This is a genomic window from Rickettsia peacockii str. Rustic, from assembly GCF_000021525.1.
Classification (GTDB): domain Bacteria; phylum Pseudomonadota; class Alphaproteobacteria; order Rickettsiales; family Rickettsiaceae; genus Rickettsia; species Rickettsia rickettsii.
In genome coordinates this window covers 552,834-577,712 of sequence record NC_012730.1, presented here as the reverse complement: position 1 = coordinate 577,712, position 24,879 = coordinate 552,834, and the positions used below count along the sequence as shown (strand labels likewise).

The window sequence follows — 24,879 nt, the reverse complement described above, 5'->3', positions numbered from 1 at the left end:
CGAATCGTCTATTTGAAGAAAAAGGGAAAACTAAAGAATACGGTTACATAATTGACTATGTAGGGTTATCGAATCAATTAAAACAAGCACATCAATTTTATGAAAATTATGGTTTAAACAATTTTGATAGAGAAGATTTAGAAGTTGCTATATTTTTTGTAGATGATAAATTGAAAGCATTTTTTCCGTTACTACAAGAAATTAAAAATATTTTTATAAATGTGCCTAACGATTTGGATTCTGAACAGCTCGAACAGCATTTAGCCGATGAAGTTATACGCAATAAGTTTTATTTCTTGTGGAATAAATTTAAAAATCTGATGTCTATAGCTTCTAATTCTTATGAATTTTATGAAGAAAAAGAACAAGTTAATTTACAATATGAATAAAATTTAATAAGCTCAAAGAGATAGTGGAAAAGCGTTATAAAGAAAAACTGGATAAAAAAATATATACCGCTCAAGTCATGAAGTTGCTTGATGAGTATGTTATTGCCGGTCATATTACTAAAACTGAAGCGGTTAACATTTGGTCATGGATATGGCTAATCAAATACAAGATACTATTAAGGATTATATCAATATCGATCCTGCCTTTTATCAAAAATTTTCTACCCTTAATAAATAACACAATAATACAGCATCATAATAAACGTTTATCGGATAGTGATCTTTTAAATAGAGTTAAAAAAATAAGAGCTGAATTTAAAAATGATGTGCCAAGTGAACTCGGCACTAACAAAACAATAATAGCTTCTTACAGAATCGAAAAGATCAAAATCAGCGTGAAAATGCCATTCAAATTGCTCTTGATACCTATGACATCATTAAGCAGGAAATAATTGTTCATTGGACAAAAAACACTTCCATTTTAAATGAAAAATTCACTTGATGATTATTTTGTTGATGTTGTTAAAAAAGAAATGAGGATTGACTTTAATAATGAAAATTTAAGTGATGTTGTGGAAAGCCTAATTGATTTTGCTAAAGATCATGAAGCTAAATGATTTGGCTTAAATAACGCAAATAGCGAATTATTACATATAATGTGGATATGAAATTTATGTGTCTGTGTTGTAAGTTATATATCTCTGTTAGCTTTTCAGGTTCTATTTTGCACATAGCATTCCAGCCTTTATCAAATACCTCATTATCTCGTATAGGATTACCGTTTTTTTCTTGTATAAGCTCATTCATTTTCTTACGAAATTTTGCGGTAGTTATTTTACCGGTTTTATACTGATCTATTATTCCGTTAGTTTTTCTTCTTCTTTTGCCATAGTAGCAATATCCGGTATACTTAGTCCGCTGTATTTGCTAAATTTTATTATAGCGAGTTCCCTCTTGGTTAAAATTACCTGAGAATATTTAAAAACATGAGCTTTTATCATAGTGATTACCTATAAATTGTTAGTTTTAAAAATATAAAATTGTTAAATAAAAAATCAATATTATAATATTAAGAAATCATATTTAGGGTAAAATAATGAGTTTAAAATCCGCTTGGCTAGATACGCCTCTTGGTTCTATGCTGGCAATTAGTGATACAGAGAGACTTTATTTGCTCGATTTTGTTGAAAGTAAAGGATTAGAGTATAAAATTAAAAGACTTAAGATTAACACAAAATCGGCTATTACTGAAGATCGCACTAGACCGATTATATCAATTGAAGAGGAGCTTAAATCTTACTTTAGCGGTACTTTGCAAAAATTTAATACTCCGATATATCTTTTAGGAAGCGAATTTCAAAAATTAGTATGGCAAGAGCTAATGAATGTACCTTATGGTGAAACAAGAAGTTACTTTACCCAAGCTAAATTAATAGGTATGGAAAGATCTTGTAGAGCCGTTGCAAATGCTAATGGAGCAAATAAATTTGTTATAATTATTCCGTGTCACCGCATCATCAATAATAACGGTAAGCTTGGCGGTTATGGTTCAGGGCTAGATCGCAAAAAATGGCTTATCGAGCATGAGAGACAGAAGTATTAAATAAAAAATCAATGCCTGAATTTCGGTTACAGGAGTTTTAAAAAGTTCATATAATATAATTATAAATTTATATTATAGGATAAATTAATATGTTTAATAAGCTTCAAAGACAAGAATATTATCAGGCATTAATTAATAAAGATGACAGATATGAAAATATCTTTTTTGTAGCGGTTAAAATAACAAGAGTATTTCTGACTTGTCCTGCACGGGAACCTAAACTTGAAAATTGTGAATTTTATAAAACTGCTAAGGAAGCTTGGCATGCTTCATATAGACCTGGTCAGCGTTGCAAGCTTCTTTCAATCCTTGGCTAAGCTTCAGGTTTAGTTTGTACTCTTGTTAATGCTATTGAGTTTAATCCTGCTAAAAGATGGAAAGATAGTGATTGTGATGAGCTATCAGTAGATGCTTCTACAGCACGTTGCCAATTTAAAAAACGTTTTGGTATGACGTTTGTAGAATATGCGAGAGCAAGGCGTATGGGTATTGCGATGAAGCAAATGCGCATGGGTGAATCGGTCATGAATACACAAATTGATATGGGTTATGAGTCAAGTAGCGGTTTGCGAGATGCTGTCTCTAAAATAATGGGAGGACCGCCGACAAAATTTAACCGGCATTTAAATATTTTAAAAGCGGCTTGGCTAGATACGCCTCTTGTTTCTATGCTGGCAATTAGTGATGAAAAATTGCTTTATTTGCTAGAGTTTGTTGATAGAAGAGGTTTGGAGTGTGAACTTGAGAGGCTAAGGATTAAGATAGAATCTGCTATTATTTCTGGAAGCACTGAACCGATTTGAATGATTGAAGAGGATCTTCAATTGTACTTATAACGGTACTTTACAAAAATTTAATACGCCTATATAGCTTTTAGGAAGCCCATTTCAAAAAATGGTTTGGCAAGAATTAATGAATATACCTTACGGTGAAACACGAAGCTATTTAAATCAGGCTAAAGTTTTGGGCAAACCTAATTCTTATAGAGCTGTTGCAAATGCTAATGGTATGAATCAGTTAGCAATCATTGTTCCTTGTCATCGTATTTATTAATAGCAATGGCAAACTTGGAGGCTATGGCAGGGGATTACATCGTAAAAAATGGCTTATTGAACATGAGAGAAAATTTACAACAAATTAGAAATATTTTACTTGAGAATGCTACTATTCCTGTAGAACGTAGAAATGCTATTCTTGAAAACTAGAGAAGGAGAGTATGGAGAGCATTACCGATTTATTGGTGTTACCGTGCCGACTTTACGTACAATAGCTAAAAGTTATTTATAATTTGGATATGGAGGATTTAAGCCGACTTATTACTTCAGAATTTAATGAAGAGAAATTTTTAGCATTAGCTATTTTGATTATGCAATATCAGACAGCACAAGATAAAGAGTTTTTGTATAATTTTTATTTAAACAATATAAAACACGTAAATAATTGGAATTTAGTGGATGCATCAGCTCATCATATAATCGGAGCTTATTTATGGGATAAAGAAAAGGATTATCTCTTTACACTAACAAAATCGGAAATTCTATGGGAAAGACGAATAGCTATAGTTGCTACTTGGTATTTTATCAAAAATAATACATTAGATACGACTTTTGAAATAGCAAAATTACTCTTAAACGATAAACATGATTTAATGTATAAAGCAGTAGGTTGGATGCTACGTGAAGCAGGAAAAAAAGATGAAAAACAATTAATAGATTTTTTGGATCGCTATACTTTACAAATGCCAAGAATCGCAGTTCGTTATGCTATAGAGAGATTACCACAAGAAGTGTACAAAAAATATCTTTTAAAAAACTAGATTTATATTTAATCTATGTTAATATTTCATATGTTAATATTTCATTTTAATTTATTAAGGGTATGATTATGCTAAAAACATTACTAATTAGTTTTATAACTTTAATTGGTGCAGTAAACTATGCTGATAACCAAACAGCTCAAAATCCTAATTCTACAAATTCTTCTTCTGATCAGCCCGATGATTTACCTGCAGAGGCAGCCGTTCACTTTGCACAGCCTTGGGCAAGACCTACAACAAATGTGCAAGGTAAAGTTAGCAATTCTGCTATGTATTTTACATTAATAAATAGTAGAAGTAAGAGTTATAATTTAGTGAATATATCTTCAGATAAGATAAGTGGAATAGAAATTCATCAAACAATTAATGATCAAGGGGTTAGTAAAATGGTAAAAGTGGATTATCCATTTTTAATTGCCGGTAATATTAATGTTGATTTTAAGCCCGGTGACATGCATATTATGCTTTATGACCCAAAAGTAGATTTAAATGTAGGAGATGAGTTTAAAATAACCTTTTTCTTTGATGACAATACACGAAAAATAGTGAATGTTAAAGTCGCAAATGACAATCCGTATAATAAAACGGGGAATTGAAGGTTATTGTTGCATGGTGCACTCTTCTATGTCATGCCCACAAAGGCAGGAATCCAGTACAACCTATAAAAAACTTGTTTTTTTAGGTTTAATGTGTAATTTTTATATCAATATTAAGGTTATTTTTTCTGGATTTCGGCTTTTAGCTAAGAATGACATAGGACCACTATACACATGACCCTAGAAATTACCGGAAGTGAGTTAATTAAATCTAAACTTATAGATGCTCCTGAACGTTCAGGGGTTTATCGAATGTTTGACGTTAACAAGCAAGTTCTCTATGTCGGTAAAGCTAAAAATTTAAAGAAACGCCTTACTAATTACATTAAAAGCAATTTAGATAATAAGACGCTTCGGATGATTGCAAATACTTGTTTTTTAGAGTATAGCATCACTAATTCCGAAGTTGAAGCACTACTTTTAGAAGCACAGTTAATCAAGAAATTTCAGCCGAAATTTAATATTCTTCTTAAGGACTGCAAGTCTTTTCCTTTCATTAAGTTACGTTTAGATCATGATTTCCCACAATTACTAAAATATCGAGGTAAAACTCTAAGTGACGGGAAGTTTTTTGGTCCTTTTGCCTCGAGTGCGGAAGTTAATACTACTTTGACCGAACTACAAAAAATTTTTAAATTACGTTCCTGCACGGATAATTACTTTAATTCACGTACTCGCCCTTGCTTACAATATGAAATAAAACGTTGTTATGCTCCTTGCGTCGGTAAAATAAACAAGGAAGACTATAGAGACTTAGTAACTCAGGTTAAAGATTTCTTACAAGGTCGCACTAAAGAACTCCAAGAGAACCTATCTAGAAAGATGGAAGAGCTAAGTAGTCAGATGCGTTTTGAAGAGGCGGCAGAAATTAGAGATCGCATTAAAGCACTTAGTTATGTGCAGCTTAAGGCAGGGGTTTCAGATGTCGTTAAAGACGCAGATATAATCGCTATTGTGGAAAAGAACGGGCATTATTGCGTGGAAGTGTTTTTATATAGGGCAGGGCAAGCATGCGGTAATATTCCTTATTTTCCTACTTCTACCGAAAATAGTACCAAAGAAGAAGTATTAGAATATTTTTTATTACAATTTTACCAAAAACAACACGTGCCTGCGGCAATTATAATTAATCATGAAATTAATGATAAAGAGAATGTGATAGAGGCGATTAAGAAAATCAACAATATACTTCAGCTTAATATTACAGTACCTAATAAAGGCGGTAAGGCTAAATTAGTTCAAAATGCTGAGACAAATGCTTTATTTTCTCTAGAGCAGTATTTGAAGAAATTTGCAAAAAATCAAGAGATTATGTTTGAAATTAAAGAGCTATTTGGTCTTTCTGAAATTCCTGAAAGAATTGAGATTTATGATAATAGCCATATTCAAGGTAAGTTTGCGGTTGGAGTGATGGTAGTTGCTGGTAAAGTCGGTTTTGATAAAAAAGAATATCGGGTCTTTAATGTCCATGCTCCCTCTCTAGTATGTCATTCCCGTGAAAGCGGGGATCCAAAAAGGTTAATGGATTCCTGCTTTCGCGGGAATGGCATCAAGAACTGCGGGGGTGACATAAAAGGTGACGATTATGAGATGCTCCGGCAAGTCCTAACAAGGCGGCTTACAAGGTTAAGGCAAGAGCCGCATAAATTGCCAAGCTTAATGATTATAGATGGCGGCAAAGGGCATTTAGGCGTCGTTAAAGAGGTGATGGATAAATTTGAAATGAATATTCCTTTTGTTTGTATGTCAAAAGGAGTAGATAGAAATACCGGTTTTGAACAGTTCCATGTGATAGGTAAGGAAGTATTTACTCTAGATAAGAATTTGCCGGTTATGAAATATTTACAAATCTTGCGAGATGAGGCACATAATTTTGCCATAAAGAATCATAGACTAGGTAGATCACGTGCTATAAAAATATCACGCCTTGACGATATAGAGGGCGTAGGTGAAACTCGAAAAAAAGCATTACTGCATTATTTCGGTTCGTATAAAGCAGTATGCGACGCAACCATATATGAGCTTGCTAAAGTAAATGGTATTAACAAGTTACTTGCTGAGATGATTTTTAATGTTTTGCACAGAAAAAACTAATATTATAACTCATGTCATTCCCGCGGAGGCGGGAATCCAGTCACTAAAAAGTCTAGACATACTAAATTTAAAAAATTAAAAGCTTGATTTTCCTACTTGTCACTGAATTCCCGCTTCCGCAGGAATGACATCGAGCAGGTTTCTGGATTCATGCAATAAGGCTAGCTTTTTATATCCTCAATAGGATCTTTAAGTTCTTGGTATGCTTTGCCTATTAATTTAGGTTCATCATTCTGAGATAAATCATTAATATTAAATTTAGTTAAGTCAGGATGTAGAAGTCAAGATTTGATCTTACAGACACTATAAATTTTGCACCTGATTGTCAGTTACATTTTGACTGTCAGAGACGTATTCAAGATACAAGATTTCATTATTCTTTTCAACAGCTAATTTTCTACTATCCTTAAAAGTTTGCATAGGAGTTTTTCCATAACAATATTTTCCTGAATGTGGTCGCTCATTATTGAAATGCTCTAACCAAATATCAAGATCTAATTGTAAATCATCAAGATCTGTATAAATCTTTTTCCGCATAGCTGTATCAAAGAATTCTTGTTTCATGGTTTTATTAAAACGCTCACACATACCATTTGTTTGGGGAGAATATGCCTTAGTTGTAGTATGCTCTATACCTTCGATACTTAGAAACAACTCAAAAGCATGATGCTCTATATTCCCCTTATATTCTGACCCACGATCTGTAAGAATACGAAGTATTGGTATCCCTTGGGTCTCGTACCATGGTAACACGCGGTCATTAAGCATATCAGCAGCAGTTAAAGCTGTTTTATCAGTATATAGTTTAGCATCAGCTACCCTAGTATAGCTATCAATAAATACCTGAGAATAAACCTTACCTATACCTTTGAAATTACCTACATAATACGTATCCTGACATCCTAGATAACCTGGATGCTGCGTCTCAGTTTCTCCATGAGCTTCTCTTTCATTACGACGCTCCTCTAGCACTTGTAATTGAGATTCAGTAAGAACAATACCATCCTGAGCCATCTTTGCTTCTAATGCTTTAAGCCTTTTACTGATATTGTTTAAATCATTACGTAACCAAATTGATCGCACTCCTCCAGGCGATACAAGTATACCGCTCTTCTTAAGCTCATTTGATACTCTTAGCTGACCATATGCTGGATATTCTATTGCCATATCCATTACTGCTTTCTCTATCGCTGGATCAACTCTATTCGCTATTATTGGCTTTCTTCGACTAATTTCATATAATGCCTCTTCGCCACCAGTTTCATACAGTGCTTTAAATCTGTAATAACTATCTCTACTATAGCCCATCGCTTTACATGCTGATGATATGCTACCAAGACTCTTAGCTAGTTCTAGTAACCCTATTTTTGGCTTTATTATTTTTTGATTTAAGTTCATTTTTCATCTCCATTTAATAATTAATTTATTTTACTAAATGTAAGATATAATCTCAACTATTACAAATCAATTGAGCTACCAAGATATCTTAATCGGGCTAACAACATCGCAGTCGTAGACTGCATGGCACTCCCCAAAAAATAATAAAAAAATTCTGTAAATCAAAATTTTTTCTCTTCCTTACTTCGTCAATTGCTATGCAATTTTCTTGCAATGACGGAGACAGAACATAAGGCAGAAAATTAAGATAGGTTTTTATCCTAACTTGTGAAGTATAAATAGAAACACTACAAAAATTTAACGGTGAGAATTGAGAAGCTTTTTTATTGCTTTTCTTTGTTTTGAGTCTTTATGCTATTTCTTTCTTTTATAATTTTCAGTTTAGTTTTAAATGGAGCAACAAATAAAGTAGTATAGTATTCTACGTCAGAAGCATGTAAAGTTCTATTAGCATCCACCGCTATCCAATCTAAAACTCTTTTCCCTTTGCAATCTTTAATTTTTGATCCGCTCCATATTCTAATAAAATACGAGTAGGTTCAACATTAAGATATGATGATGCATAATAAGGGAAGTCATTCCGGTTTTAGAATTTTGAACATTAGGATTAACACCTAACTTAAGCAAAAGTTTTATTAAATCAAGATTATTTCTTTCTGCGGCTAGCATCATTCCGGTAATACCGTCTTCATATCTTAAATTAGGACTCATTCCCTGATTAATTAAAAGTTCGGCAATTTCCGGCTTCATAAATCCTATATTTATATGGATTAAATTCATAGGTGCACCACACTTTAATAAAAAATCGGCAATTTTTATATTATTATTCGATATAGCATAATCTAAAGGAGTCCAGCCCAAGTATGGTTGATTTACTCCATATCCCTCATCTAATATTTTTTTACTTCATCAATATTATCTGCTTTAATAGCATGTGCTATCGGTGTAATTGGATTTTCGACTTTTTGATCATACTCAACACCATTCACATATATCTTTTTTAAACTCAAGTTTACATTCCATAACATGAATAGAAGCAATAATAAAAATAATTATAAACTTTAAAATTACTTGAATTGTAATAGTTGAGATTATATCTTACATTTAGTAAAATAAATTAATTATTAAATGGAGATGAAAAATGAACTTAAATCAAAAAATAATAAAGCCAAAAATAGGGTTACTAGAACTAGCTAAGAGTCTTGGTAGCATATCATCAGCATGTAAAGCGATGGGCTATAGTAGAGATAGTTATTACAGATTTAAAGCACTGTATGAAACTGGTGGCGAAGAGGCATTATATGAAATTAGTCGAAGAAAGCCAATAATAGCGAATAGAGTTGATCCAGCGATAGAGAAAGCAGTAATGGATATGGCAATAGAATATCCAGCATATGGTCAGCTAAGAGTATCAAATGAGCTTAAGAAGAGCGGTATACTTGTATCGCCTGGAGGAGTGCGATCAATTTGGTTACGTAATGATTTAAACAATATCAGTAAAAGGCTTAAAGCATTAGAAGCAAAGATGGCTCAGGATGGTATTGTTCTTACTGAATCTCAATTACAAGTGCTAGAGGAGCGTCGTAATGAAAGAGAAGCTCATGGAGAAACTGAGACGCAGCATCCAGGTTATCTAGGATGTCAGGATACGTATTATGTAGGTAATTTCAAAGGTATAGGTAAGGTTTATTCTCAGGTATTTATTGATAGCTATACTAGGGTAGCTGATGCTAAACTATATACTGATAAAACAGCTTTAACTGCTGCTGATATGCTTAATGACCGCGTGTTACCATGGTACGAGACCCAAGGGATACCAATACTTCGTATTCTTACAGATCGTGGGTCAGAATATAAGGGGAATATAGAGCATCATGCTTTTGAGTTGTTTCTAAGTATCGAAGGTATAGAGCATACTACAACTAAGGCATATTCTCCCCAAACAAATGGTATGTGTGAGCGTTTTAATAAAACCATGAAACAAGAATTCTTTGATACAGCTATGCGGAAAAAGATTTATACAGATCTTGATGATTTACAATTAGATCTTGATATTTGGTTAGAGCATTTCAATAATGAGCGACCACATTCAGGAAAATATTGTTATGGAAAAACTCCTATGCAAACTTTTAAGGATAGTAGAAAATTAGCTGTTGAAAAGAATAATGAAATCTTGTATCTTGAATACGTCTCTGACAGTCAAAATGTAACTGACAATCAGGTGCAAAATTTATAGTGTCTGTAAGATCAAATCTTGACTTCTACAATTTTATCTTTTAAACTTACGATAGCCAAGCTTATATCGTCGTTAAGCTGTTTTATTTCTTCTACAGAAGCTTCAATTTTCTTAATTGCAGCTTTAATATTCTTAATATCAGTTTTTATCCGGTCAATTTCTTCTGAAGATTTATTTTTTAGCTTAATTAAATCCCGTTTTTGCTCATAGCAAGAATTGTATTTTGCGGTTTTAAAAAGTGCATGAATTTTTTCAAAAAAACCCAAATTTAATAATTTTATTTCACAATCAATTTCAAGTATTTTAGAGCTTTTATAATCAAGCTCTAATTCTAACTCATTTTACTCTTCTTTTTTTCTGCATATATCACTCCTAAATCCTCTTCCTTAATTAACTCTCTTTTCTTTTTATTAAATTCAATAACTGATGCAATATTTTCATAAACTTCATGAATTTCACTGTATAAATTGTTAAAACCAGCACACGCTTCTTTCCATTCATTATTAATTTTCATCTATAGAATTACAATATTCAGGTTTAAAATGTGCAGGGGCTTTATCTTTACATTTATTATTAACTAGCAGATTAAGATATTGCAACATTGTATGTTTTTCATCATTCTTATCATCGTTTTCTTCTTCATCTTTATATTTCCAAAACTTATTTGAAAATCTCTTTTTATTTCCATGATTAACGAGCACCGCAACAAATATACCCCTATCTTTCTCTTTTTCCTCTTTCAATAAAAGTTATTTAAAATAACTTAAATCTTTATGATATAGCTTATCTATTTTACTATATAACGATATTTCTTTAGATATATTTTCAACGGCATTGTTATTAGATGATGCAACAACCATACAGTAAGTTTGTAATGCCGGTTTTAAAGAATTAACATGATAATCAAAATTTGGTGTATGTAAGGAAGATTTTTTATTTTGAAACCCCTCCTTAGGATCTTCTAAAGTTGTTAAATATGAAGCACGATCTACATAGATATTTGCTATAAGATCAAAAAGTATAGTGGTTTTCCTGTACCAGGTGGACCATTAACAGCAAAAAGCTTTCCTGAAAAGAGGGTAATACCAAATTAATCGCAACAGCTTGCAGTACCGCAAGAGAGTGACTCGGCGATGAACACCAACGCGTCGGTTGCATCATAAATGGAGATAACAGTTCTTGTAGACTTTCTTGATGCTTTAAAACATCTATGGAATCCGGCTTATCTTCTTTACCGAGATATTTGGCAATTGCTGATTCCGAGTCAAATTTTTCTATATTACTTCGTACAAAATCTAATGGTCTTAGAAAAAAACTATTAAACCTTTCTAAGGAAGGAGCGGTAAAATTATAAATTACCGGTTTATCTTTTTTCTTTTTATGCGAGGTAACTCTTCTTAAGCATATTTCAGAGCGGCTAAATAAATATTTTTTGTCAATTTCTAACTTCTGCACTACAAGATCAATCATAAGATTAATCAGTTTTAAATCTAGAGTTTTAACTCAAGAATCTTGCTTTTTATCCTTAAAATATATTCTCTCACTTTCTGAAAATACTTCCTCTATTAGGCTGTTATTATTATCTACAAAATTTGGTAAATCTTTTAATTCTTTTTCTTGGAACTCATCTCTCATGATTCTACCGAGAGCATAAGCAGCAGTAGAGATAACCATCAATCCTTCAATATATTTACCGTTTTCATCTATAGTTAAACCAGCAATAGGTATTTGTCGGTTGCTCTTGCTTATCTTGATGGTTATTATAATCATTTAAGAACTCTTGATCTAATTTAGTTATAGTTTGGATTTTCTTTAAAATATCAAGTGCAGCTTCCGACCATTTTAAATAACCGAGATAAATATGCCAATGAACTGCTACTTCGTTTTTCTCAAGATCAATACCGAGTTTTGTTTTATCCACAAACTAAGCATCTTTTAAGAACAAAGTGTTTCTTTCTTATCCAGTTTGCAACTAAAACTGCCTTTTTTATCGGTATGTTCTCTAATAATGTCAAAATATCTATTTAAATTTTCGTTTTTATTAGGAGTTAGTACTTCAATAATCTTCCATACACCGAGGATAGATTTGATTTGTTCATCAGATTGATTGTACATCAACAGAAGTGTACACTTAAAATAGAAATATCCTAAGTATGAAACTAGAAGAAGTAAACAACTTTTTAATGTTACTATTTATAGCATATAAAGATGTGTATAATTAACACAATTATCACCAAATTATTAATGATTTAATAAAATTTAGTATTTTATAAATTCATTTAATATATTTCCTTAACCCAAATAGGGTATTATAAAAAATAATAAGGAAATTATTAAATGTATAGTGTCTAGCATTTGGTCTTATTGGAATCCTATAAACTGGTCACCAAGCATACAATTAGCTACCTTAAGTTATATATTGTCTTGTTTAATTGATTGGAATGATGCATATCCATGAAGATGCACAAATAATAAATAATGACCAGGAATGGCTTAAAAGCAATCAAACTTATACCTTTTATAATACCCAATTTCTATCTTCTCCGTTATATGGAACTTGCAAAAGAGATACCTATATGCCTAAAAAGATTAAAAATATTTCATCAATTTGATGATGAGAATTATATACCCAAGCGTTAGCCTCTCATAAGCTCATAAATAACTTTTCTAATTTATTGAAGCATTTTAAACTAACTCCTCTTATAGATTCTACTGATTTTAATCCTAACTATTTTATGGTATGGAGTTAGGCAAAAAATTTAGGGAATATTCCTAAATATTTTGGTCACAAGCTAAAGCGTGTTTGTAATAATATAGAAGAAGCAGAAAATTATTGGGAGAGTTATGAACCGGAGGCATTCTCTCATTTTTCTACCTTTCATGAGTTTATAAATACAATAACACATTGTAATGATGCATTATTAGGTTGTAGAGATATTAGATCAAATATATATTACAATGAACTATAATTAATTCAGATGAATACAACTTTCTTCTTTAGCAAATAAAGCAATGAATGCCTATATAGTCAAATGCACATTTAAACCGCTTCAACGCACATAGCCATATACCCATACCGCCACCGATACATAAAGTAACTAAGCCTTTTTTAGCTTTAGCTCTGCGTAAGCCGTGTATCAGAGTAATAAGTACACGTCCGCCGCTTGCCCCCCGATCGGATGACCGATGGCTATTGCTCTACCGTTAACATTAACCTTCTCCATATCCCATTTCATTTCACGATTTACATAAATACTTTGAGCGGCAAACGCCTCATTAACCTCGATAACTTCCAAATCATTAACGCTCCAACCTGCTTTACTTAAAGCTTTTTTGGATGCAGGAACAGGGGCAGTACCCATAATACTTGGATCAACACCGGCTGAAGCATAAGAAACAATACGAGCTAGCGGCGTTAAATTATGCTTTTTCAAAGCTTCTTCGGAAACTACCATAAGACATGCCGCACCGTCATTAATAGAGGAAGCATTACCCGCTGTAACTACACCGTTTTTATCAAAAGCAGGACGTAATTTACTCAGAATTTCAAGGCTGATATCAGGTCTTACTGTTTCATCATGATCAAACAAACTAGTAGTTTTTTTAATCGTTACTTCGATAGGTAAGATTTCATCTTTAAAAACTCTTGCTAGCTGTGCTTTAGCTGCTTTCTTGTGAGAGCTTAAGGCAAACTCGTCCTGCTGTTGTCTGCTAATATTAAACTGTTTCGAGATATTTTCGGCTGTAATACCCATAAATACTCCTGAAAATACATCGGTTAATCTGTCATACTGCATTAGATCAACCATTTTAATATCGCCGAATTTAGCTCCTGCTATAGCTACCGTGCATACCGAGCGACATATTCTCCTGCCCACCTGCTATAACTATTTCATTATCACCCGTCATAATTGAATTTGCTGCAAGTACTACGCTTTTAAGACCTGAGCCGCATACTTTATTAATCGTATAGCCCGGCACTTCTTTCGGTATTCCCGCATAAATCAGAGTTTGCCTCGCCGGATTCTGCCCGCTACCGCCGGTTATTACCTGTCCAAGGATTACCTCACCTACTAAAGCTGGATCGATTTTGCTGTTTTGCAGTATATCCTTTATTAAATGAGCAGCAAGCATAGGTGCAGCCGTTGTACTAAGGCTACCTATAAACGAGCCGAAAGCAGTCCTTTTCGCATAAGTTATATAAACCGGTTTTGTCATAATGTGTACTCCTTAAACAATTTATCTAGTTTATCATTTATTAAATAACTAATATGTCCGCCTGCTACATCTATAAGCTTAGAGTTTTTTAATAATTTTTGCAAAGGTAAAATGAAAAATTTAGGTACTATTCATCTTCTGCTGCTACTATATATATACAGTACAATGAATTAAACTCGGATCAATAATAAAATTATTCGATTTTCCATTTAAGATTTATAAACATATTTTCATCTAATATATTTTGTATAATTTGATTATAAACCTCCTTAGATATACTATTACCTGACATAAGCCAATTCTCTATTCTCAATGCTAATTCTTGCTCCTTATCGGAAGTTATAGAGAAAAATTTTTTTAATTTAGCATTGAAATAATCAGGGAATAAAAGAAAAAATAAAATTTGAATATGAATTTTAGGAATTATCGGTAAATTGTCTATGCCACTATCTAGTTTTAAATATCGATGCAACATTCTTATATAGAAAAAATGAGAAAAATCCCACGGGCAGTTAAGTAAAGTCAGAGTTTTGATAAATTTAGGCATAAGTACGTTTGTAGCTATCGCAAGGTTACCGCCGATACAATGACCTATTAAATTAATGTCTTTAATTTTCAAATTATCTATTACTTCGATTATTTTATGCACATAGTCGTCTAGTAAATATTTAGGTTCCTTAATCTCTAGCCAATCTATTAAATAAACTTCACCGTAGCTTCTCAAATTTTCAATAAAACTTTTGTCACGAGCTAAAAAAAATATTTCCAGTGAGTTGAAGATAGAGAGGATGATTAGGAAAGTTTTGATGTCATCCTGACTTCTTTCTATGTCATTCCCGACTTCCCCTTTGTCATTCTCACGAAAGCGGGAATCCATTTTTAATTTATTTTTACTGAAACCTCTGGACAAACCACGGGATAACGCCGAGTAATACAACACCCTATAATGCTCTGTTTGCATTACTATTTTACCTGATTTTAAATATTAATTACCTAAATTATGTGTCTTTGTATAATTATTATAAAGGTCAAAATATTCCTGTAGTTTATTACTATCTAGCATTGAGAGTATCTAGTAATTCTTGACAAAAGGCTAAATATATTGTATAAGTTCAGCACCTTCAGAATGTAATAACAAGTATATAGGCTCTAAAGTTTTAGGGGAAATATCTTTTCATAAAATCTTGAAGTGCTTAAGTTTTTTTTTTGTCCTTAGGGATTTATAATGCTAAGTACCTCATCACGATCGTTTAAAAACAAATTCAGAGCGGCATTTTGGCCTGTGCATAATTACGAACTCGGAAAGTTTATTCCTATGAGTACCTTAATGTTTTGTATTTTATTTAATCAAAATGTTTTACGAATCTTAAAAGATAGTATTTTAATCTCCGAGATTAGTGCAGAAATAGCAGGTTTTGCTAAAGTTTATTGCGTTACGCCTGCCGCTGCTTTATTCGTGATTATTTATGCTAAAATGATTAATTATCTTACTTTTGAAAAGATCTTTTATTATTTAAGTGCATTTTTTATCAGCTTTTTTGTTTTATTCACTTTTGTAATCTATCCTAATATTCATATTTTTCATGTACATCCCGATAATCTAGCTGACTGGATGGAACGTTATCCTCATTTTAAGTGGTACATCTCATTAGTAGGTAATTGGGGTTATATAGTATATTATAGTCTTGCCGAGCTTTGGCCTAATATTTTTTACATATTATTATTTTGGCAGTTTGCTAATGAACTTACTACTACCGAAGAAGCAAAAAGATTTTATACTCTCTTTTCGCTATTTGGCAACTCTTCTTTAATATTAGTCGGCTTTTTAATGATGAATCTATCATCGGAAGATACTATTATTAAGAAGTTTATGAGTATTTCGGATAGTAAAATCACTTTAGTTCAAGTATCCACGACAATTGTGGCAATTGTTGCTATTATTTGTTGTTTGTTAGTTAGATTTATTAGCAAGAACGTTTTTACTAATCCGTTATTTTATGCTAAAGCAAAAAGCGGTCGCTCAACTTCAGAACGTATGGGGCTAATTAAAAGCTTTAAATATATTGCGAAATCAAAATATTTATGGCTACTTTTAATTTGTTCGGCAGCTTTCGGATTTGCTATTAACTTAGTCGAAGCCGTATGGAAAGCAAAAATTAAGGAATTATATCCGACTGTAAATACCTATGCTGAATTTAACAGTCTGTATATACTTTGGACAGGCGTGGCAATAATGGTTATGACCATCATCGGTAATAACATTATGCGTATGCACAACTGGTTTGTAGCAGCAGTTATTTCACCGGTTATAATAATGGTGACCGGCATTTTGTTCTTTGTACTTATCGTATTTGACCAACAAATTTTATCATTATTTGATGGAGCAATTTTAATGTCACCTCTTGCTCTTGCCGTTTCAATCGGTGGTATTCAAAATATTTTAGCTAAAGGTACTAAATATTCTATATGGGATACTTCAAGAGAAATGTTATATATCCCTCTTGATGAGGAGCTTAAAACTAAAGGCAAAGCTGCGGTTGACGTGATAAGTGCAAAAGTCGGCAAATCCTCTAGCGGTCTTGTGCAATCTATTATTTTTACTTTAGTTCCAACCGCTACTTTTACCTTAATCTCACCAATTCTAATGGTGGTATTTACTTTTGTATGCTTAGCGTGGATTTATGCAGTAAGAAAAATATATTTTGAATATCAAAAAATAGCATAAAATAAATTATTGTCATCCCGCGACTTGACCACGGGATCTAAGAATACAAGTCTGTGACCAAGATACCGTGGTCAAGCCACGGTATGACACCGAACGCGTTTTTTGATCCACGCGGGTAATGCCCTTTTTAGCTAGGAACCTTACAGCATAAAACTATCGATGTTACTATGAATCAATCTCTCCTAAAGCTTTAGTCTCTATATTATCTAAGAAAATCTCAAAATCCTTTAAGATATCGTCTTTACTTTGAGAAGAAGGCGGTTTAAATGAAGTTAGGGTAACTTTTTCACTCTTTATAAAATTATGAGGCTGAGGTTAATCCTTAAGTTTAATAGTAACAACTTCGCCTGCTAGAGAGTTCGGATATCTGTTCTTATTAATTGAATCTAGATGCGTAATTTCTAGGTTTTTTGGAGTATTATCTTCCTTGTTCTTACTACGGAATGAAAAAATTCTAGATGATGGCATTTGATTTACATTTTATTTAAAAACCGCTATTTATTGTAGGGCAATAATTTATATTTAACAAGCAGGATGGTTAATTGTCATAAACTTTTCTATCATTCTAGTAACGGAACATTCTAGCTCAATATCTAATTTTGAATAATCAGAAAAGTTAAACCATTTAAGTTCATTCGATTCGTTATTTTTTATAAAATTATCATTATTTACTGTTTTTAGTAAAAATCGTACATCATAGTGATAATGAGCAGGCTCCTTATGAGTTCGCGGAATATAATGGGTGTCTATATCAAAAATCTCCTTATTTATCGTTTTGATTTCATTAATTCCGGATTCTTCTATAGCTTCTTTAACCGCTACATTTAATATATTACTATCTCCATCACAATGACGCCTGGTTGAAGCCACTTATCAAGCTTTTTATGGTGCATCAATAAAAATTTAGTTTTATCATTATTAAGTAAAAAAGCCGAAGCAGTGAAATGTCCTATTTGTAAATCTCAGCTAAAAGGGTTTTCATATTCATTTAAAAATTCAAGCATTTTTGTTTTTGTAACAATTTCTTCAGGATATGTACTACTGTAATTTTGTAGTTTAATATGTAATTCATTCATAATGATAATTTTTTATGTATAGAGCTTTGATATTTAACTCAAATTTCTCTGCTAAGTCAAATGACAATAATTGCATAAAATTATATTGTCCATGTTTCATGGTAATTATCATTGACAATTAGTTAATGTTTAGTTATATATCGCATAACTAAAATTTAATATTAACTAATTAGGTTTATTTTTATGCTTAACAAAATAGTCGAATTATTTAGAAGTGATGATACCAACCCCTTGGTATAGTAAGCTTGCAGTAGTAAGAGCATGTGCTGTTGGAATTTATGTGATAGCAGGTGATTTACTTAAATCTCCGGCTTTTATTCTCAAATGTGGTGCCGATATAGTAGCAACAATGGGAGCAATGCTAGCATATGAGCATTATACAGACGCAACTTCGCAAGAAAGTCCGATGATAGGAAATGAAGCACAAGCTGCAATATAATAATAAAATATTTTTAACGAATTTAGAGGACACACCGACTCTAAATTCGTATTCATTGACCATTCAAACCGTTTTTTAGTCTAATTTTGACTTGTTTTAAAGAACGAGGAGTTGCGTCCGTAACTTCAATTTCAATATTTTCTGAAATATCTATTCTAGTACCGATAGCCGGAACACTACTGACTCTAGTCAATACTAATCCACCTATCGTATCAAACTCATCATAATCATTTTGTAGCTTTTCTCCTATTATTTCTTCCAGCACTTCTACTTCAACACGTGCATTTGAAATAATTGTTGAGTTATTAATAACCTTGAAATTATCGCTATCTAATTGCTGATCATGCTCATCATCTATTCGTCCTACTATTTCTTCTATAAGATCTTCAATAGTAACTAAACCGTCAGTACCGCCATACTCATCAACAACTATTGCAATATGTGTTCTCTCACGACGCATTTTTGCTAGCAAATCTAATAATTTCATAGAAGGAGCTGCAATTATATGCTTACGTATAAGCTTTTTTAAACGACCGTTTTGCTTTGTAGCCAATGCTTTAAATAAATCCTTGATATGAATGAACCCTACTACATTATCCAAAGTACCGTCATATATAAGAGTTCGTGTATGTGGGACTTCTAACTTAATAGACTCACTTAATTCTTCTAGATTCGTAGTTAATTTTATTGCCGCAATATCGGAACGCGGTACCATTATATCTTCAATAGTTTTATCTTCTAGCTCCAATAAATTAGCTAAAATATTACGCTCGTCTAAAGTCATTTTTTGGCTATTAATTTTAAGGCGTTTTATGACACCAAAAAAATTATCGGGCGTTTTTGTTTTTCTAAAAAAATTTTTTATCGGAGAGAATAATTTTCGTACAGTAAAAATTAACTTATTATTTTGATTTTTTTTACTAGAATCTTCTTTTTTTGAAGATTTTAACATAAATTTTTTTATTTAGTTAATAAGGGGGGAAAATACCGAAATATGATAATATTTCAATTTCTAGATTTTCCATAATATTTGCTTCTGTGTCATTTTGATGATCAAAACCAATTAAGTGTAAAATACTATGTATTAAAAGATGAATAAAATGATTCTCAAAAGTTTTGTGCTGCTCGCACGATTCATTATATATTACCTCATAACAAAATGCTATATCACCTAAATGCATATAATCAGAGTCACCTAAAAATTCAAGTTTAGAATATAAATCCTGCCAATTTAATTCGTTGCTTGGAAAAGAAAGAACGTTAGTAGCTTTTTCTATATTACGAAATTGTTTGTTTAAGGTCAATATTTCTGCAGCATTTGTTAGTAAAATTGATAATTCAAATTGTTTTATTTTACTAAAATTATCAAACCGCAATAAAATATTTTGAGTTATTTTTTTGATTAAACTCTTATTTATCTGCTTATGCTCACGCCATTTGTTGTAGTTTCTTACAATTTCTACGTTTATCATTGTACCAAATATTGAATAAATAGTCGTTATAGACTTAGCTGTAACTTAAGAGCATATTTTAAAAGCTGTATATCTTCATTAGAGATAACGTTAATTTTAGATTTTAATCTTAATTTGCTTACTGTCATTATTCGATCAGTCATGGCTTTACCTTTTGTGCTACCTATCATTACGTAGGCTTCACAAGGATAGCATTGATCGATGTTACTAGTTAAAGGTATTACTTGCACACGATTTAATGAAACATTTGAGTCATTATTGCCGGTCTTACCTTAGCGACTTCCCACCTAACAAAGGATTAAAGTCGACCACCATACCTCAGCTCTTTTCATAAAAATCGCGTTCTATTAACCCTTCTACCCACTCATTGGCCTTCTCCTCAGCTTTTGTATCTTGAGCCATGGCTTTGTAAGCGGCTCCAAGCTTCCCATTAATTACATAATATTTTACAAGTTGCTCAATAAATTTGCTAATTTTACGTTCACCTATTACAGAATAAAGCCTATAATAAACCGCTTCATCTATAGTAATTGTCAATTTCTTCTGCATAAAATACTCGTATACACGTGTGTTACACGTATGATATCATATATATAAATTAATCAACATAAGGATTATTTACTTTAGTAAACAAAGATAATAGCTATGAAAACTGACCACACAGGCAATAAGCATGATATTTTAAGACACCAGTTTTTGTTGGTAATTCTCTTTTAATTTTTGAAAATCCTCATCGGCATGGTATGAAGAACGGGTTAGCGGGTTTGCCGAAACCATCAAGAATCCTTTTGTTTTTGCTACTCGCTCTAGATATTTAAACTCTTCCGGCGTAACATATTTTGCGACCTCAGCATGATTTTTGGTAGGCTGCAGATACTGCCCGATAGTTAGGAAATCAACCTTTGCTTCTCTTAAATCATCTATAACCTGTACTACTTCATTTATTTCTTCCCCAAGTCCTACCATCATACCGGATTTTGTAAAAATTTCAGGAGATAATTTTTTAATATTATGAAGTAAGCTTAAAGAATTATAATATCTAGCCCCCGGTCTAATCGTTTTGTATAAAGACGGTACTGTTTCGACATTATGGTTAAAAACGTCAGGTTTTGCGTTTGCTATTATTTCAGCTGCTCCTTCTTTTCTTAAAAAATCGGGTGTTAGAATCTCAATAGTAGTATTTGGCGATGATTTTCGGATTTCGCTAATACACTCCGCAAAATGTGACGCTCCGCCATCCTCAAGATCATCACGATCGACGGAAGTAATTACTACATGCTTAAGATTTAGCTTTTGTACCGCCTCCGCTAACCTTTGCGGTTCATACGGATCAAGTAAATCCGGTCTACCCGTTTTAACGTTACAAAACCTACAAGCTCTAGTACAAACCGAACCTAAAATCATCACAGTTGTATGTTTTTTTGACCAGCACTCACCAATATTAGGACAAGCAGCTTCCTCGCACACAGTATTTAATCTCAGATTCTTTATTAAATCTTTTGTATTATAGTACTCTGTAGAATTAGGAGCTTTTACTTTTATCCAATCAGGTCGTTTATTTAAATTAGCCATAAAACGGAAATAATTCAATTAATTTTGTCACTTCATTTAATACTTTCTGCTCAAGAGCGCTATTATCTTCATTATTTTTTAAGCCGTCTAAAATATCTGCTACCATATGACCGACTAATACAAAATCCTTTTCTTTAAAGCCTCTAGTAGTACATGCGGGAGTACCAAGGCGAATACCTGAAGTGATAAAAGGCGAAGTTTCATCAAACGGGATAGCATTCTTATTACACGTAATCCCTGCTCTATCCAAAGAATTTGCGGCAAGCTTACCCGTGATTCCGTCTTTACGCAAATCCACTAAAACAATATGATTATCGGTACCACCTGTTAATATATCATATCCTCTTTCTTGCAAGCTACTTGCTAAAGCTTTAGCGTTACTTATTACCTGCTGAATATAACTTTTATATTCAGGCTGCAAATTTTCTAAAAAAGCTACGGCTTTTGCAGCTATTATATGCATTAACGGACCACCTTGTAGTCCTGGAAATAATGCAGAATTTATTTTGTGACCTATCTCTTCATCTTTAGATAAAATTAAACCGCCTCTTGGACCTCTAAGTGTTTTATGAGTAGTAGAGGTAACAGCGTGAGCATAAGGAATAGGGCTTTGATGCTCACCTGTGGCAACAAGTCCTGCAATATGAGCAATATCTGCCATAAAGTAAGCTCCTACTTTATCCACGATTTCTCTAAATTTTGCAAAATCAATATTACGAGGATAAGCAGAAAAACCGGCTATAAGTAATTTTGGTTTATGCAAATCCGCTAAGCGTTCAATCTCATCATAATCGATTAAATAAGTCTCTTTATTTACGCTATAAGAAACGGCGTTAAACCATTTACCAGACATATTAGGAGCTGCACCGTGCGTTAGATGCCCGCCGCTATCTAAGGACATACCAAGAACCGTATCACCCGGCTGTAATAAAGCAAGATATACAGCCTGATTTGCTTGTGATCCTGAATGAGGTTGGACATTTGCATATTTGCAGTTAAAGAGTTTTTTTACTCGTTCTATAGCTAAATTTTCAGCTTTATCTACTTCCTCGCAACCGTTATAGAATCGCTTACTTGGGTATCCTTCGGCATATTTGTTAGTCAGAAGCGCCCCTTGAGCTTCAAGCACAGCAGGACTTACGAAATTTTCTGATGCAATAAGCTCGATTACGTTACTTTGACGTAGCTTTTCATGCTTTATTATTTCATTAATCTCTTTATCCGTTTCGTGTAAATTATTATTAAAAATATTCATTCATCCTCATATTTTTTTGGTTTTGTTGTGTGGATATCTAATCATCATTGCGAGGAAAAATTGAAAATTTTGATGAAGCAATCTCATACCAAAATCCTGAGATTGCCACGCAGCCTACGGCTGCTCGCAATGACGGTTATTTATAAAATTAATCGCAATCTCAAGCCCCCGTCCATCTATTGAATGAGCAAGAGACGTTAATTTATGTCCGCTATGCTCTATATGCAGCTTAGATAAATAGTTTGAAGCATTATACATCTCGCTAACACCGACCACCTCATCTAATTCCCCATGAATCAAGCATATAGGAGTAAGCTTATTATTAACTTCCATAGGTGGAATTAATGCACCCGAAAAACCTATAGTACAGAAAAACGGCTCTTTTTGAACTAGCGTTAAATATAATCCTATCATCGTACCTTGAGAAAAGCCAATAATGATAGTATCTTTGTTGGTTAGATTTAACTCGTCCTGCTTTTGCTTTATTATATCTTCAACCTTAGAAATATTATTTGCAATTAGCTTTGCCATAATATGCGGGCTGCGGTCTTGCAAACTAAACCATTGTCTACCATAAGGCATCATATCATAAGCCTCGATACCATGCGGGGAAATAAAATGACAATTGGGTAAATAATTTTTGATATAAGGCACAAGTCCTATTAAATCATGTCCGTCCGAGCCGACACCGTGCAGTAATACTACTAGCTTCTTCGGCGGCTGCTCTTTACTTTCTACTTCGGGGTATTCTAAATATTTGCTCATGTTTTTATATGTTTATGTACTTAAAATATTAAGGTTGAGTAGTAGTGAAGGTCAATTTCAAAAAGAGCAAGGAGTCTGCAAGGCGAGGAGCAGAGCGTATACTGAATACGTGAACACCGCAGAACTTACTAGACGAATACGCCAATTTTTAAAATTCACCGAGTATACGCTTTCAACATCTTCTCAAGTTCTCCACTTTGATATAACTCTCTAGCAATATCACACCCGCCGACTAATTCTCCGTTAATGTATAATTGTGGGAATGTCGGCCAGTCGCTAAATTTTTTTAAATCTTCACGTAATTCAGCATCAAAAAGTACATTAATATCACGAAATTCTACACCTAATTTATTCAAAATAGCTACTACGGTTCCTGAAAATCCGCATGCAGGCGACTTTTTAATACCTTTCATGAACAATACTACTTTATTATTTTTTATCTCATTTTCTATAAATTTAAAATTTTTATTTTCTAGCATTTTAAGACTCAATAATCTATCTTCTAAAATACACTTTCTATAGCAATATATGCAAGCACAAATAGTTAATAAAATTTTTGAGATTTTTAGCAAGAATAATCCAAATCCGAAAACCGAATTAATATATAAGAATGATTTTACCTTATTAGTAGCGGTAATATTATCTGCTCAAGCCACCGATATATCAGTAAATTTAGCAACTAAATCTTTATTTAAAACTTATGATACACCAGAAAAAATTTTAGCACTCGGCGAAGAAGGACTTAAAAAATATATAAAATCTATAGGACTATTTAACAGCAAAGCAAAAAATATTATCGCATTATGTAAAATATTGATAAGCAATTATCAAGCTTCAGTACCGAATGATTTTAAGGCATTAATTAAACTACCGGGCGTTGGCAGAAAAACTGCTAATGTTGTACTAAATTGCTTATTCGGCATGCCTACAATGGCAGTTGATACGCATGTCTTTAGAGTAGCCAACAGAATCGGGCTTGCTAAAGGCGGTACTCCTGAAATAGTAGAAAAAGAGCTACTGCAGATTATCGATAAAAAATGGCTAACGCATGCCCATCACTGGCTAATTCTGCACGGCAGATATATATGCAAAGCTAGAAAACCCGATTGCGACATCTGCCCTATTAAAGAGTATTGCGATTATTATTTTAACCTTAAATAAGAGTTATAGTAAATCTTATAAATTACCAATTATTTCTGAATAATATTCATGTTCTATAGAATTA

The 24,879-nt window shown here is 32.6% G+C and carries 31 protein-coding genes and 6 pseudogenes; 15 read left to right on the top strand and 22 right to left on the bottom strand.

The window, feature by feature from the left end; translation table 11 throughout:
- The first annotated feature begins 170 nt into the window (after window positions 1–170).
- From RPR_RS03485 to RPR_RS09500, 3 genes are read left to right on the top strand one after another with little or no spacing between them, the layout of a single operon-like run.
- Window positions 171–389 carry a hypothetical protein gene (locus RPR_RS03485; RefSeq protein ID WP_085065666.1) on the top strand — a complete coding sequence of 73 codons (219 nt, stop codon included), beginning with the start codon at window positions 171–173 and terminating at the stop codon, window positions 387–389.
- Window positions 390–412: 23 nt separating this feature from the next.
- Entirely contained in the window at window positions 413–841 is a 429-nt protein-coding gene (locus RPR_RS03480; protein ID WP_085065665.1) for a hypothetical protein, read from the top strand.
- Between the two features lie 33 nt (window positions 842–874).
- Window positions 875–1,006 carry a hypothetical protein gene (locus RPR_RS09500; RefSeq protein ID WP_014410871.1) on the top strand — a complete coding sequence of 44 codons (132 nt, stop codon included), beginning with the start codon at window positions 875–877 and terminating at the stop codon, window positions 1,004–1,006.
- On the opposite strand, the gene RPR_RS03475 is transcribed toward RPR_RS09500, so the two are convergent.
- Both RPR_RS03475 and RPR_RS08545 read right to left on the bottom strand, forming a co-directional pair.
- Window positions 999–1,196 carry a hypothetical protein gene (locus RPR_RS03475; protein ID WP_085065664.1) on the bottom strand — a complete coding sequence of 66 codons (198 nt, stop codon included), beginning with the start codon at window positions 1,194–1,196 and terminating at the stop codon, window positions 999–1,001. The two genes, RPR_RS09500 and RPR_RS03475, sit on opposite strands and share 8 nt — an antisense overlap.
- 50 nt (window positions 1,197–1,246) lie before the next feature.
- Window positions 1,247–1,390: a hypothetical protein gene (locus RPR_RS08545; RefSeq protein ID WP_014273624.1), complete on the bottom strand. Its 144-nt coding sequence runs from the start codon at window positions 1,388–1,390 to the stop codon at window positions 1,247–1,249.
- 95 nt (window positions 1,391–1,485) lie between these two features.
- Between RPR_RS08545 and RPR_RS03470 the strand changes: the two genes are divergently transcribed.
- The 8 genes and pseudogenes from RPR_RS03470 to uvrC all read left to right on the top strand — a co-directional run bounded on the left by RPR_RS03470 (window position 1,486) and on the right by uvrC (window position 6,498).
- Window positions 1,486–1,992, top strand: coding sequence for a methylated-DNA--[protein]-cysteine S-methyltransferase (locus tag RPR_RS03470; RefSeq protein WP_085065663.1), 507 nt, complete (start codon window positions 1,486–1,488; stop codon window positions 1,990–1,992).
- Between the two features lie 89 nt (window positions 1,993–2,081).
- A complete protein-coding gene (locus tag RPR_RS03465; protein WP_085065662.1) occupies window positions 2,082–2,309 on the top strand; it encodes an Ada metal-binding domain-containing protein in 228 nt (75 codons plus the stop codon).
- 132 nt (window positions 2,310–2,441) lie between these two features.
- Window positions 2,442–2,552, top strand: a pseudogene (locus RPR_RS09495) (methylated-DNA-protein-cysteine methyltransferase); the annotation flags it as partial.
- Between the two features lie 30 nt (window positions 2,553–2,582).
- Window positions 2,583–3,133, top strand: a pseudogene (locus RPR_RS03460) (methylated-DNA--[protein]-cysteine S-methyltransferase).
- Window positions 3,108–3,279, top strand: a pseudogene (locus RPR_RS09730) (DNA alkylation repair protein). The pseudogenes RPR_RS03460 and RPR_RS09730 overlap by 26 nt, the downstream one beginning before the upstream one ends.
- 7 nt (window positions 3,280–3,286) lie before the next feature.
- Complete coding sequence (locus RPR_RS03450; RefSeq protein ID WP_085065661.1) at window positions 3,287–3,808, top strand: DNA alkylation repair protein; 522 nt, start codon at window positions 3,287–3,289, stop codon at window positions 3,806–3,808.
- 68 nt (window positions 3,809–3,876) lie between these two features.
- Window positions 3,877–4,404, top strand: coding sequence for a copper chaperone PCu(A)C (locus RPR_RS03445; protein ID WP_012736681.1), 528 nt, complete (start codon window positions 3,877–3,879; stop codon window positions 4,402–4,404).
- Window positions 4,405–4,578: 174 nt separating this feature from the next.
- Window positions 4,579–6,498, top strand: a complete 1,920-nt coding sequence (gene uvrC, locus RPR_RS03440) for an excinuclease ABC subunit UvrC (RefSeq protein WP_012736680.1) — start codon at window positions 4,579–4,581, stop codon at window positions 6,496–6,498.
- Between the two features lie 303 nt (window positions 6,499–6,801).
- Here the strand turns inward: uvrC and RPR_RS03435 are convergent, their stop codons facing one another.
- Window positions 6,802–7,896 (bottom strand): IS481-like element ISRpe1 family transposase, encoded by a 1,095-nt coding sequence (locus RPR_RS03435; RefSeq protein ID WP_012736482.1) that lies wholly within the window; start codon window positions 7,894–7,896, stop codon window positions 6,802–6,804.
- A gap of 519 nt (window positions 7,897–8,415) precedes the next feature.
- Window positions 8,416–8,757 (bottom strand): ankyrin repeat domain-containing protein, encoded by a 342-nt coding sequence (locus RPR_RS03430; RefSeq protein ID WP_012736679.1) that lies wholly within the window; start codon window positions 8,755–8,757, stop codon window positions 8,416–8,418.
- Window positions 8,758–9,037: 280 nt separating this feature from the next.
- Between RPR_RS03430 and RPR_RS03425 the strand changes: the two genes are divergently transcribed.
- Complete coding sequence (locus RPR_RS03425) at window positions 9,038–10,132, top strand: IS481-like element ISRpe1 family transposase (RefSeq protein WP_012736482.1); 1,095 nt, start codon at window positions 9,038–9,040, stop codon at window positions 10,130–10,132.
- A gap of 11 nt (window positions 10,133–10,143) precedes the next feature.
- On the opposite strand, the gene RPR_RS03420 is transcribed toward RPR_RS03425, so the two are convergent.
- From RPR_RS03420 to RPR_RS03380, 8 genes and pseudogenes are all read right to left on the bottom strand, one after another.
- Window positions 10,144–10,398: a hypothetical protein gene (locus RPR_RS03420; RefSeq protein ID WP_085065660.1), complete on the bottom strand. Its 255-nt coding sequence runs from the start codon at window positions 10,396–10,398 to the stop codon at window positions 10,144–10,146.
- A 65-nt stretch (window positions 10,399–10,463) separates the two neighbouring features.
- Window positions 10,464–10,646, bottom strand: a complete 183-nt coding sequence (locus RPR_RS09005; protein WP_228368893.1) for a hypothetical protein — start codon at window positions 10,644–10,646, stop codon at window positions 10,464–10,466.
- Window positions 10,636–10,875, bottom strand: coding sequence for a hypothetical protein (locus tag RPR_RS09000; protein ID WP_228368892.1), 240 nt, complete (start codon window positions 10,873–10,875; stop codon window positions 10,636–10,638). Before RPR_RS09000 ends, RPR_RS09005 begins: the two co-directional genes overlap by 11 nt.
- A gap of 268 nt (window positions 10,876–11,143) precedes the next feature.
- Window positions 11,144–11,602 carry a hypothetical protein gene (locus RPR_RS03410; protein ID WP_228368891.1) on the bottom strand — a complete coding sequence of 153 codons (459 nt, stop codon included), beginning with the start codon at window positions 11,600–11,602 and terminating at the stop codon, window positions 11,144–11,146.
- A gap of 33 nt (window positions 11,603–11,635) precedes the next feature.
- Window positions 11,636–11,902 (bottom strand): hypothetical protein, encoded by a 267-nt coding sequence (locus RPR_RS08075; protein ID WP_146603331.1) that lies wholly within the window; start codon window positions 11,900–11,902, stop codon window positions 11,636–11,638.
- Window positions 11,832–12,053 (bottom strand): hypothetical protein, encoded by a 222-nt coding sequence (locus tag RPR_RS03405; RefSeq protein WP_085065658.1) that lies wholly within the window; start codon window positions 12,051–12,053, stop codon window positions 11,832–11,834. The genes RPR_RS08075 and RPR_RS03405 overlap by 71 nt, the downstream gene beginning before the upstream one ends.
- Window positions 12,054–13,172: 1,119 nt before the next feature.
- Window positions 13,173–14,350 (bottom strand): annotated as a pseudogene (locus RPR_RS03390) (acetyl-CoA C-acetyltransferase).
- Between the two features lie 193 nt (window positions 14,351–14,543).
- A complete protein-coding gene (locus RPR_RS03380) occupies window positions 14,544–15,227 on the bottom strand; it encodes an alpha/beta hydrolase (protein ID WP_012736678.1) in 684 nt (227 codons plus the stop codon).
- Between the two features lie 348 nt (window positions 15,228–15,575).
- Between RPR_RS03380 and tlc5 the strand changes: the two genes are divergently transcribed.
- Window positions 15,576–17,075, top strand: coding sequence for a GTP/GDP exchange transporter Tlc5 (tlc5, locus tag RPR_RS03375; protein WP_085065657.1), 1,500 nt, complete (start codon window positions 15,576–15,578; stop codon window positions 17,073–17,075).
- Between the two features lie 522 nt (window positions 17,076–17,597).
- Here the strand turns inward: tlc5 and RPR_RS03365 are convergent.
- Both RPR_RS03365 and RPR_RS03360 read right to left on the bottom strand, forming a co-directional pair.
- A pseudogene (locus tag RPR_RS03365) lies at window positions 17,598–17,968 on the bottom strand (NUDIX hydrolase).
- Between the two features lie 69 nt (window positions 17,969–18,037).
- Entirely contained in the window at window positions 18,038–18,151 is a 114-nt protein-coding gene (locus RPR_RS03360) for a hypothetical protein (RefSeq protein ID WP_014014742.1), read from the bottom strand.
- Between the two features lie 217 nt (window positions 18,152–18,368).
- Here RPR_RS03360 and RPR_RS03355 point away from each other — a divergent pair, with 217 nt between their 5' ends.
- Window positions 18,369–18,590 (top strand): hypothetical protein, encoded by a 222-nt coding sequence (locus RPR_RS03355; protein ID WP_085065656.1) that lies wholly within the window; start codon window positions 18,369–18,371, stop codon window positions 18,588–18,590.
- Between the two features lie 52 nt (window positions 18,591–18,642).
- Here the strand turns inward: RPR_RS03355 and tlyC are convergent, their stop codons facing one another.
- The 8 genes and pseudogenes from tlyC to grxD all read right to left on the bottom strand — a co-directional run bounded on the left by tlyC (window position 18,643) and on the right by grxD (window position 24,133).
- Complete coding sequence (gene tlyC / locus RPR_RS03350; RefSeq protein WP_012736676.1) at window positions 18,643–19,542, bottom strand: hemolysin C; 900 nt, start codon at window positions 19,540–19,542, stop codon at window positions 18,643–18,645.
- Window positions 19,543–19,558: 16 nt separating this feature from the next.
- Window positions 19,559–20,062, bottom strand: coding sequence for an rRNA maturation RNase YbeY (gene ybeY / locus RPR_RS03345; protein WP_010977713.1), 504 nt, complete (start codon window positions 20,060–20,062; stop codon window positions 19,559–19,561).
- Window positions 20,063–20,088: 26 nt separating this feature from the next.
- A pseudogene (locus RPR_RS03340) lies at window positions 20,089–20,307 on the bottom strand (type II toxin-antitoxin system PemK/MazF family toxin); the annotation flags it as partial.
- Window positions 20,308–20,380: 73 nt separating this feature from the next.
- Window positions 20,381–20,611 (bottom strand): hypothetical protein, encoded by a 231-nt coding sequence (locus RPR_RS03335; RefSeq protein ID WP_085065654.1) that lies wholly within the window; start codon window positions 20,609–20,611, stop codon window positions 20,381–20,383.
- Between the two features lie 132 nt (window positions 20,612–20,743).
- A complete protein-coding gene (lipA, locus tag RPR_RS03330; protein ID WP_012736675.1) occupies window positions 20,744–21,634 on the bottom strand; it encodes a lipoyl synthase in 891 nt (296 codons plus the stop codon).
- A complete protein-coding gene (gene glyA / locus RPR_RS03325; RefSeq protein WP_012736674.1) occupies window positions 21,627–22,889 on the bottom strand; it encodes a serine hydroxymethyltransferase in 1,263 nt (420 codons plus the stop codon). Before glyA ends, lipA begins: the two co-directional genes overlap by 8 nt.
- A 114-nt stretch (window positions 22,890–23,003) precedes the next feature.
- A complete protein-coding gene (locus RPR_RS03320) occupies window positions 23,004–23,654 on the bottom strand; it encodes a hydrolase (protein ID WP_012736673.1) in 651 nt (216 codons plus the stop codon).
- Between the two features lie 155 nt (window positions 23,655–23,809).
- Complete coding sequence (grxD, locus tag RPR_RS03315) at window positions 23,810–24,133, bottom strand: Grx4 family monothiol glutaredoxin (protein WP_012151266.1); 324 nt, start codon at window positions 24,131–24,133, stop codon at window positions 23,810–23,812.
- Window positions 24,134–24,182: 49 nt separating this feature from the next.
- Between grxD and nth the strand changes: the two genes are divergently transcribed.
- Entirely contained in the window at window positions 24,183–24,815 is a 633-nt protein-coding gene (gene nth, locus RPR_RS03310) for an endonuclease III (RefSeq protein WP_012262578.1), read from the top strand.
- The last annotated feature ends 64 nt before the right edge of the window (window positions 24,816–24,879 follow it).

Coding starts and splice junctions, on each gene's coding strand:
- RPR_RS09500 (WP_014410871.1), top strand. CDS start 875: ATGAAAAATTCACTTGATGATTATTTTGTTGATGTTGTTAAAAAAGAA.
- RPR_RS03475 (WP_085065664.1), bottom strand. CDS start 1,196: ATGAATGAGCTTATACAAGAAAAAAACGGTAATCCTATACGAGATAAT.
- RPR_RS08545 (WP_014273624.1), bottom strand. CDS start 1,390: ATGATAAAAGCTCATGTTTTTAAATATTCTCAGGTAATTTTAACCAAG.
- RPR_RS03470 (WP_085065663.1), top strand. CDS start 1,486: ATGAGTTTAAAATCCGCTTGGCTAGATACGCCTCTTGGTTCTATGCTG.
- RPR_RS03465 (WP_085065662.1), top strand. CDS start 2,082: ATGTTTAATAAGCTTCAAAGACAAGAATATTATCAGGCATTAATTAAT.
- RPR_RS03450 (WP_085065661.1), top strand. CDS start 3,287: ATGGAGGATTTAAGCCGACTTATTACTTCAGAATTTAATGAAGAGAAA.
- RPR_RS03445 (WP_012736681.1), top strand. CDS start 3,877: ATGCTAAAAACATTACTAATTAGTTTTATAACTTTAATTGGTGCAGTA.
- uvrC (WP_012736680.1), top strand. CDS start 4,579: ATGACCCTAGAAATTACCGGAAGTGAGTTAATTAAATCTAAACTTATA.
- RPR_RS03435 (WP_012736482.1), bottom strand. CDS start 7,896: ATGAACTTAAATCAAAAAATAATAAAGCCAAAAATAGGGTTACTAGAA.
- RPR_RS03425 (WP_012736482.1), top strand. CDS start 9,038: ATGAACTTAAATCAAAAAATAATAAAGCCAAAAATAGGGTTACTAGAA.
- RPR_RS09005 (WP_228368893.1), bottom strand. CDS start 10,646: ATGAAAATTAATAATGAATGGAAAGAAGCGTGTGCTGGTTTTAACAAT.
- RPR_RS03410 (WP_228368891.1), bottom strand. CDS start 11,602: ATGATTGATCTTGTAGTGCAGAAGTTAGAAATTGACAAAAAATATTTA.
- RPR_RS08075 (WP_146603331.1), bottom strand. CDS start 11,902: ATGATTATAATAACCATCAAGATAAGCAAGAGCAACCGACAAATACCT.
- RPR_RS03380 (WP_012736678.1), bottom strand. CDS start 15,227: ATGGATTCCCGCTTTCGTGAGAATGACAAAGGGGAAGTCGGGAATGAC.
- tlc5 (WP_085065657.1), top strand. CDS start 15,576: ATGCTAAGTACCTCATCACGATCGTTTAAAAACAAATTCAGAGCGGCA.
- RPR_RS03360 (WP_014014742.1), bottom strand. CDS start 18,151: ATGAATGAATTACATATTAAACTACAAAATTACAGTAGTACATATCCT.
- RPR_RS03355 (WP_085065656.1), top strand. CDS start 18,369: ATGATACCAACCCCTTGGTATAGTAAGCTTGCAGTAGTAAGAGCATGT.
- tlyC (WP_012736676.1), bottom strand. CDS start 19,542: ATGTTAAAATCTTCAAAAAAAGAAGATTCTAGTAAAAAAAATCAAAAT.
- ybeY (WP_010977713.1), bottom strand. CDS start 20,062: ATGATAAACGTAGAAATTGTAAGAAACTACAACAAATGGCGTGAGCAT.
- RPR_RS03335 (WP_085065654.1), bottom strand. CDS start 20,611: ATGCAGAAGAAATTGACAATTACTATAGATGAAGCGGTTTATTATAGG.
- lipA (WP_012736675.1), bottom strand. CDS start 21,634: ATGGCTAATTTAAATAAACGACCTGATTGGATAAAAGTAAAAGCTCCT.
- glyA (WP_012736674.1), bottom strand. CDS start 22,889: ATGAATATTTTTAATAATAATTTACACGAAACGGATAAAGAGATTAAT.
- RPR_RS03320 (WP_012736673.1), bottom strand. CDS start 23,654: ATGAGCAAATATTTAGAATACCCCGAAGTAGAAAGTAAAGAGCAGCCG.
- grxD (WP_012151266.1), bottom strand. CDS start 24,133: ATGCTAGAAAATAAAAATTTTAAATTTATAGAAAATGAGATAAAAAAT.
- nth (WP_012262578.1), top strand. CDS start 24,183: ATGCAAGCACAAATAGTTAATAAAATTTTTGAGATTTTTAGCAAGAAT.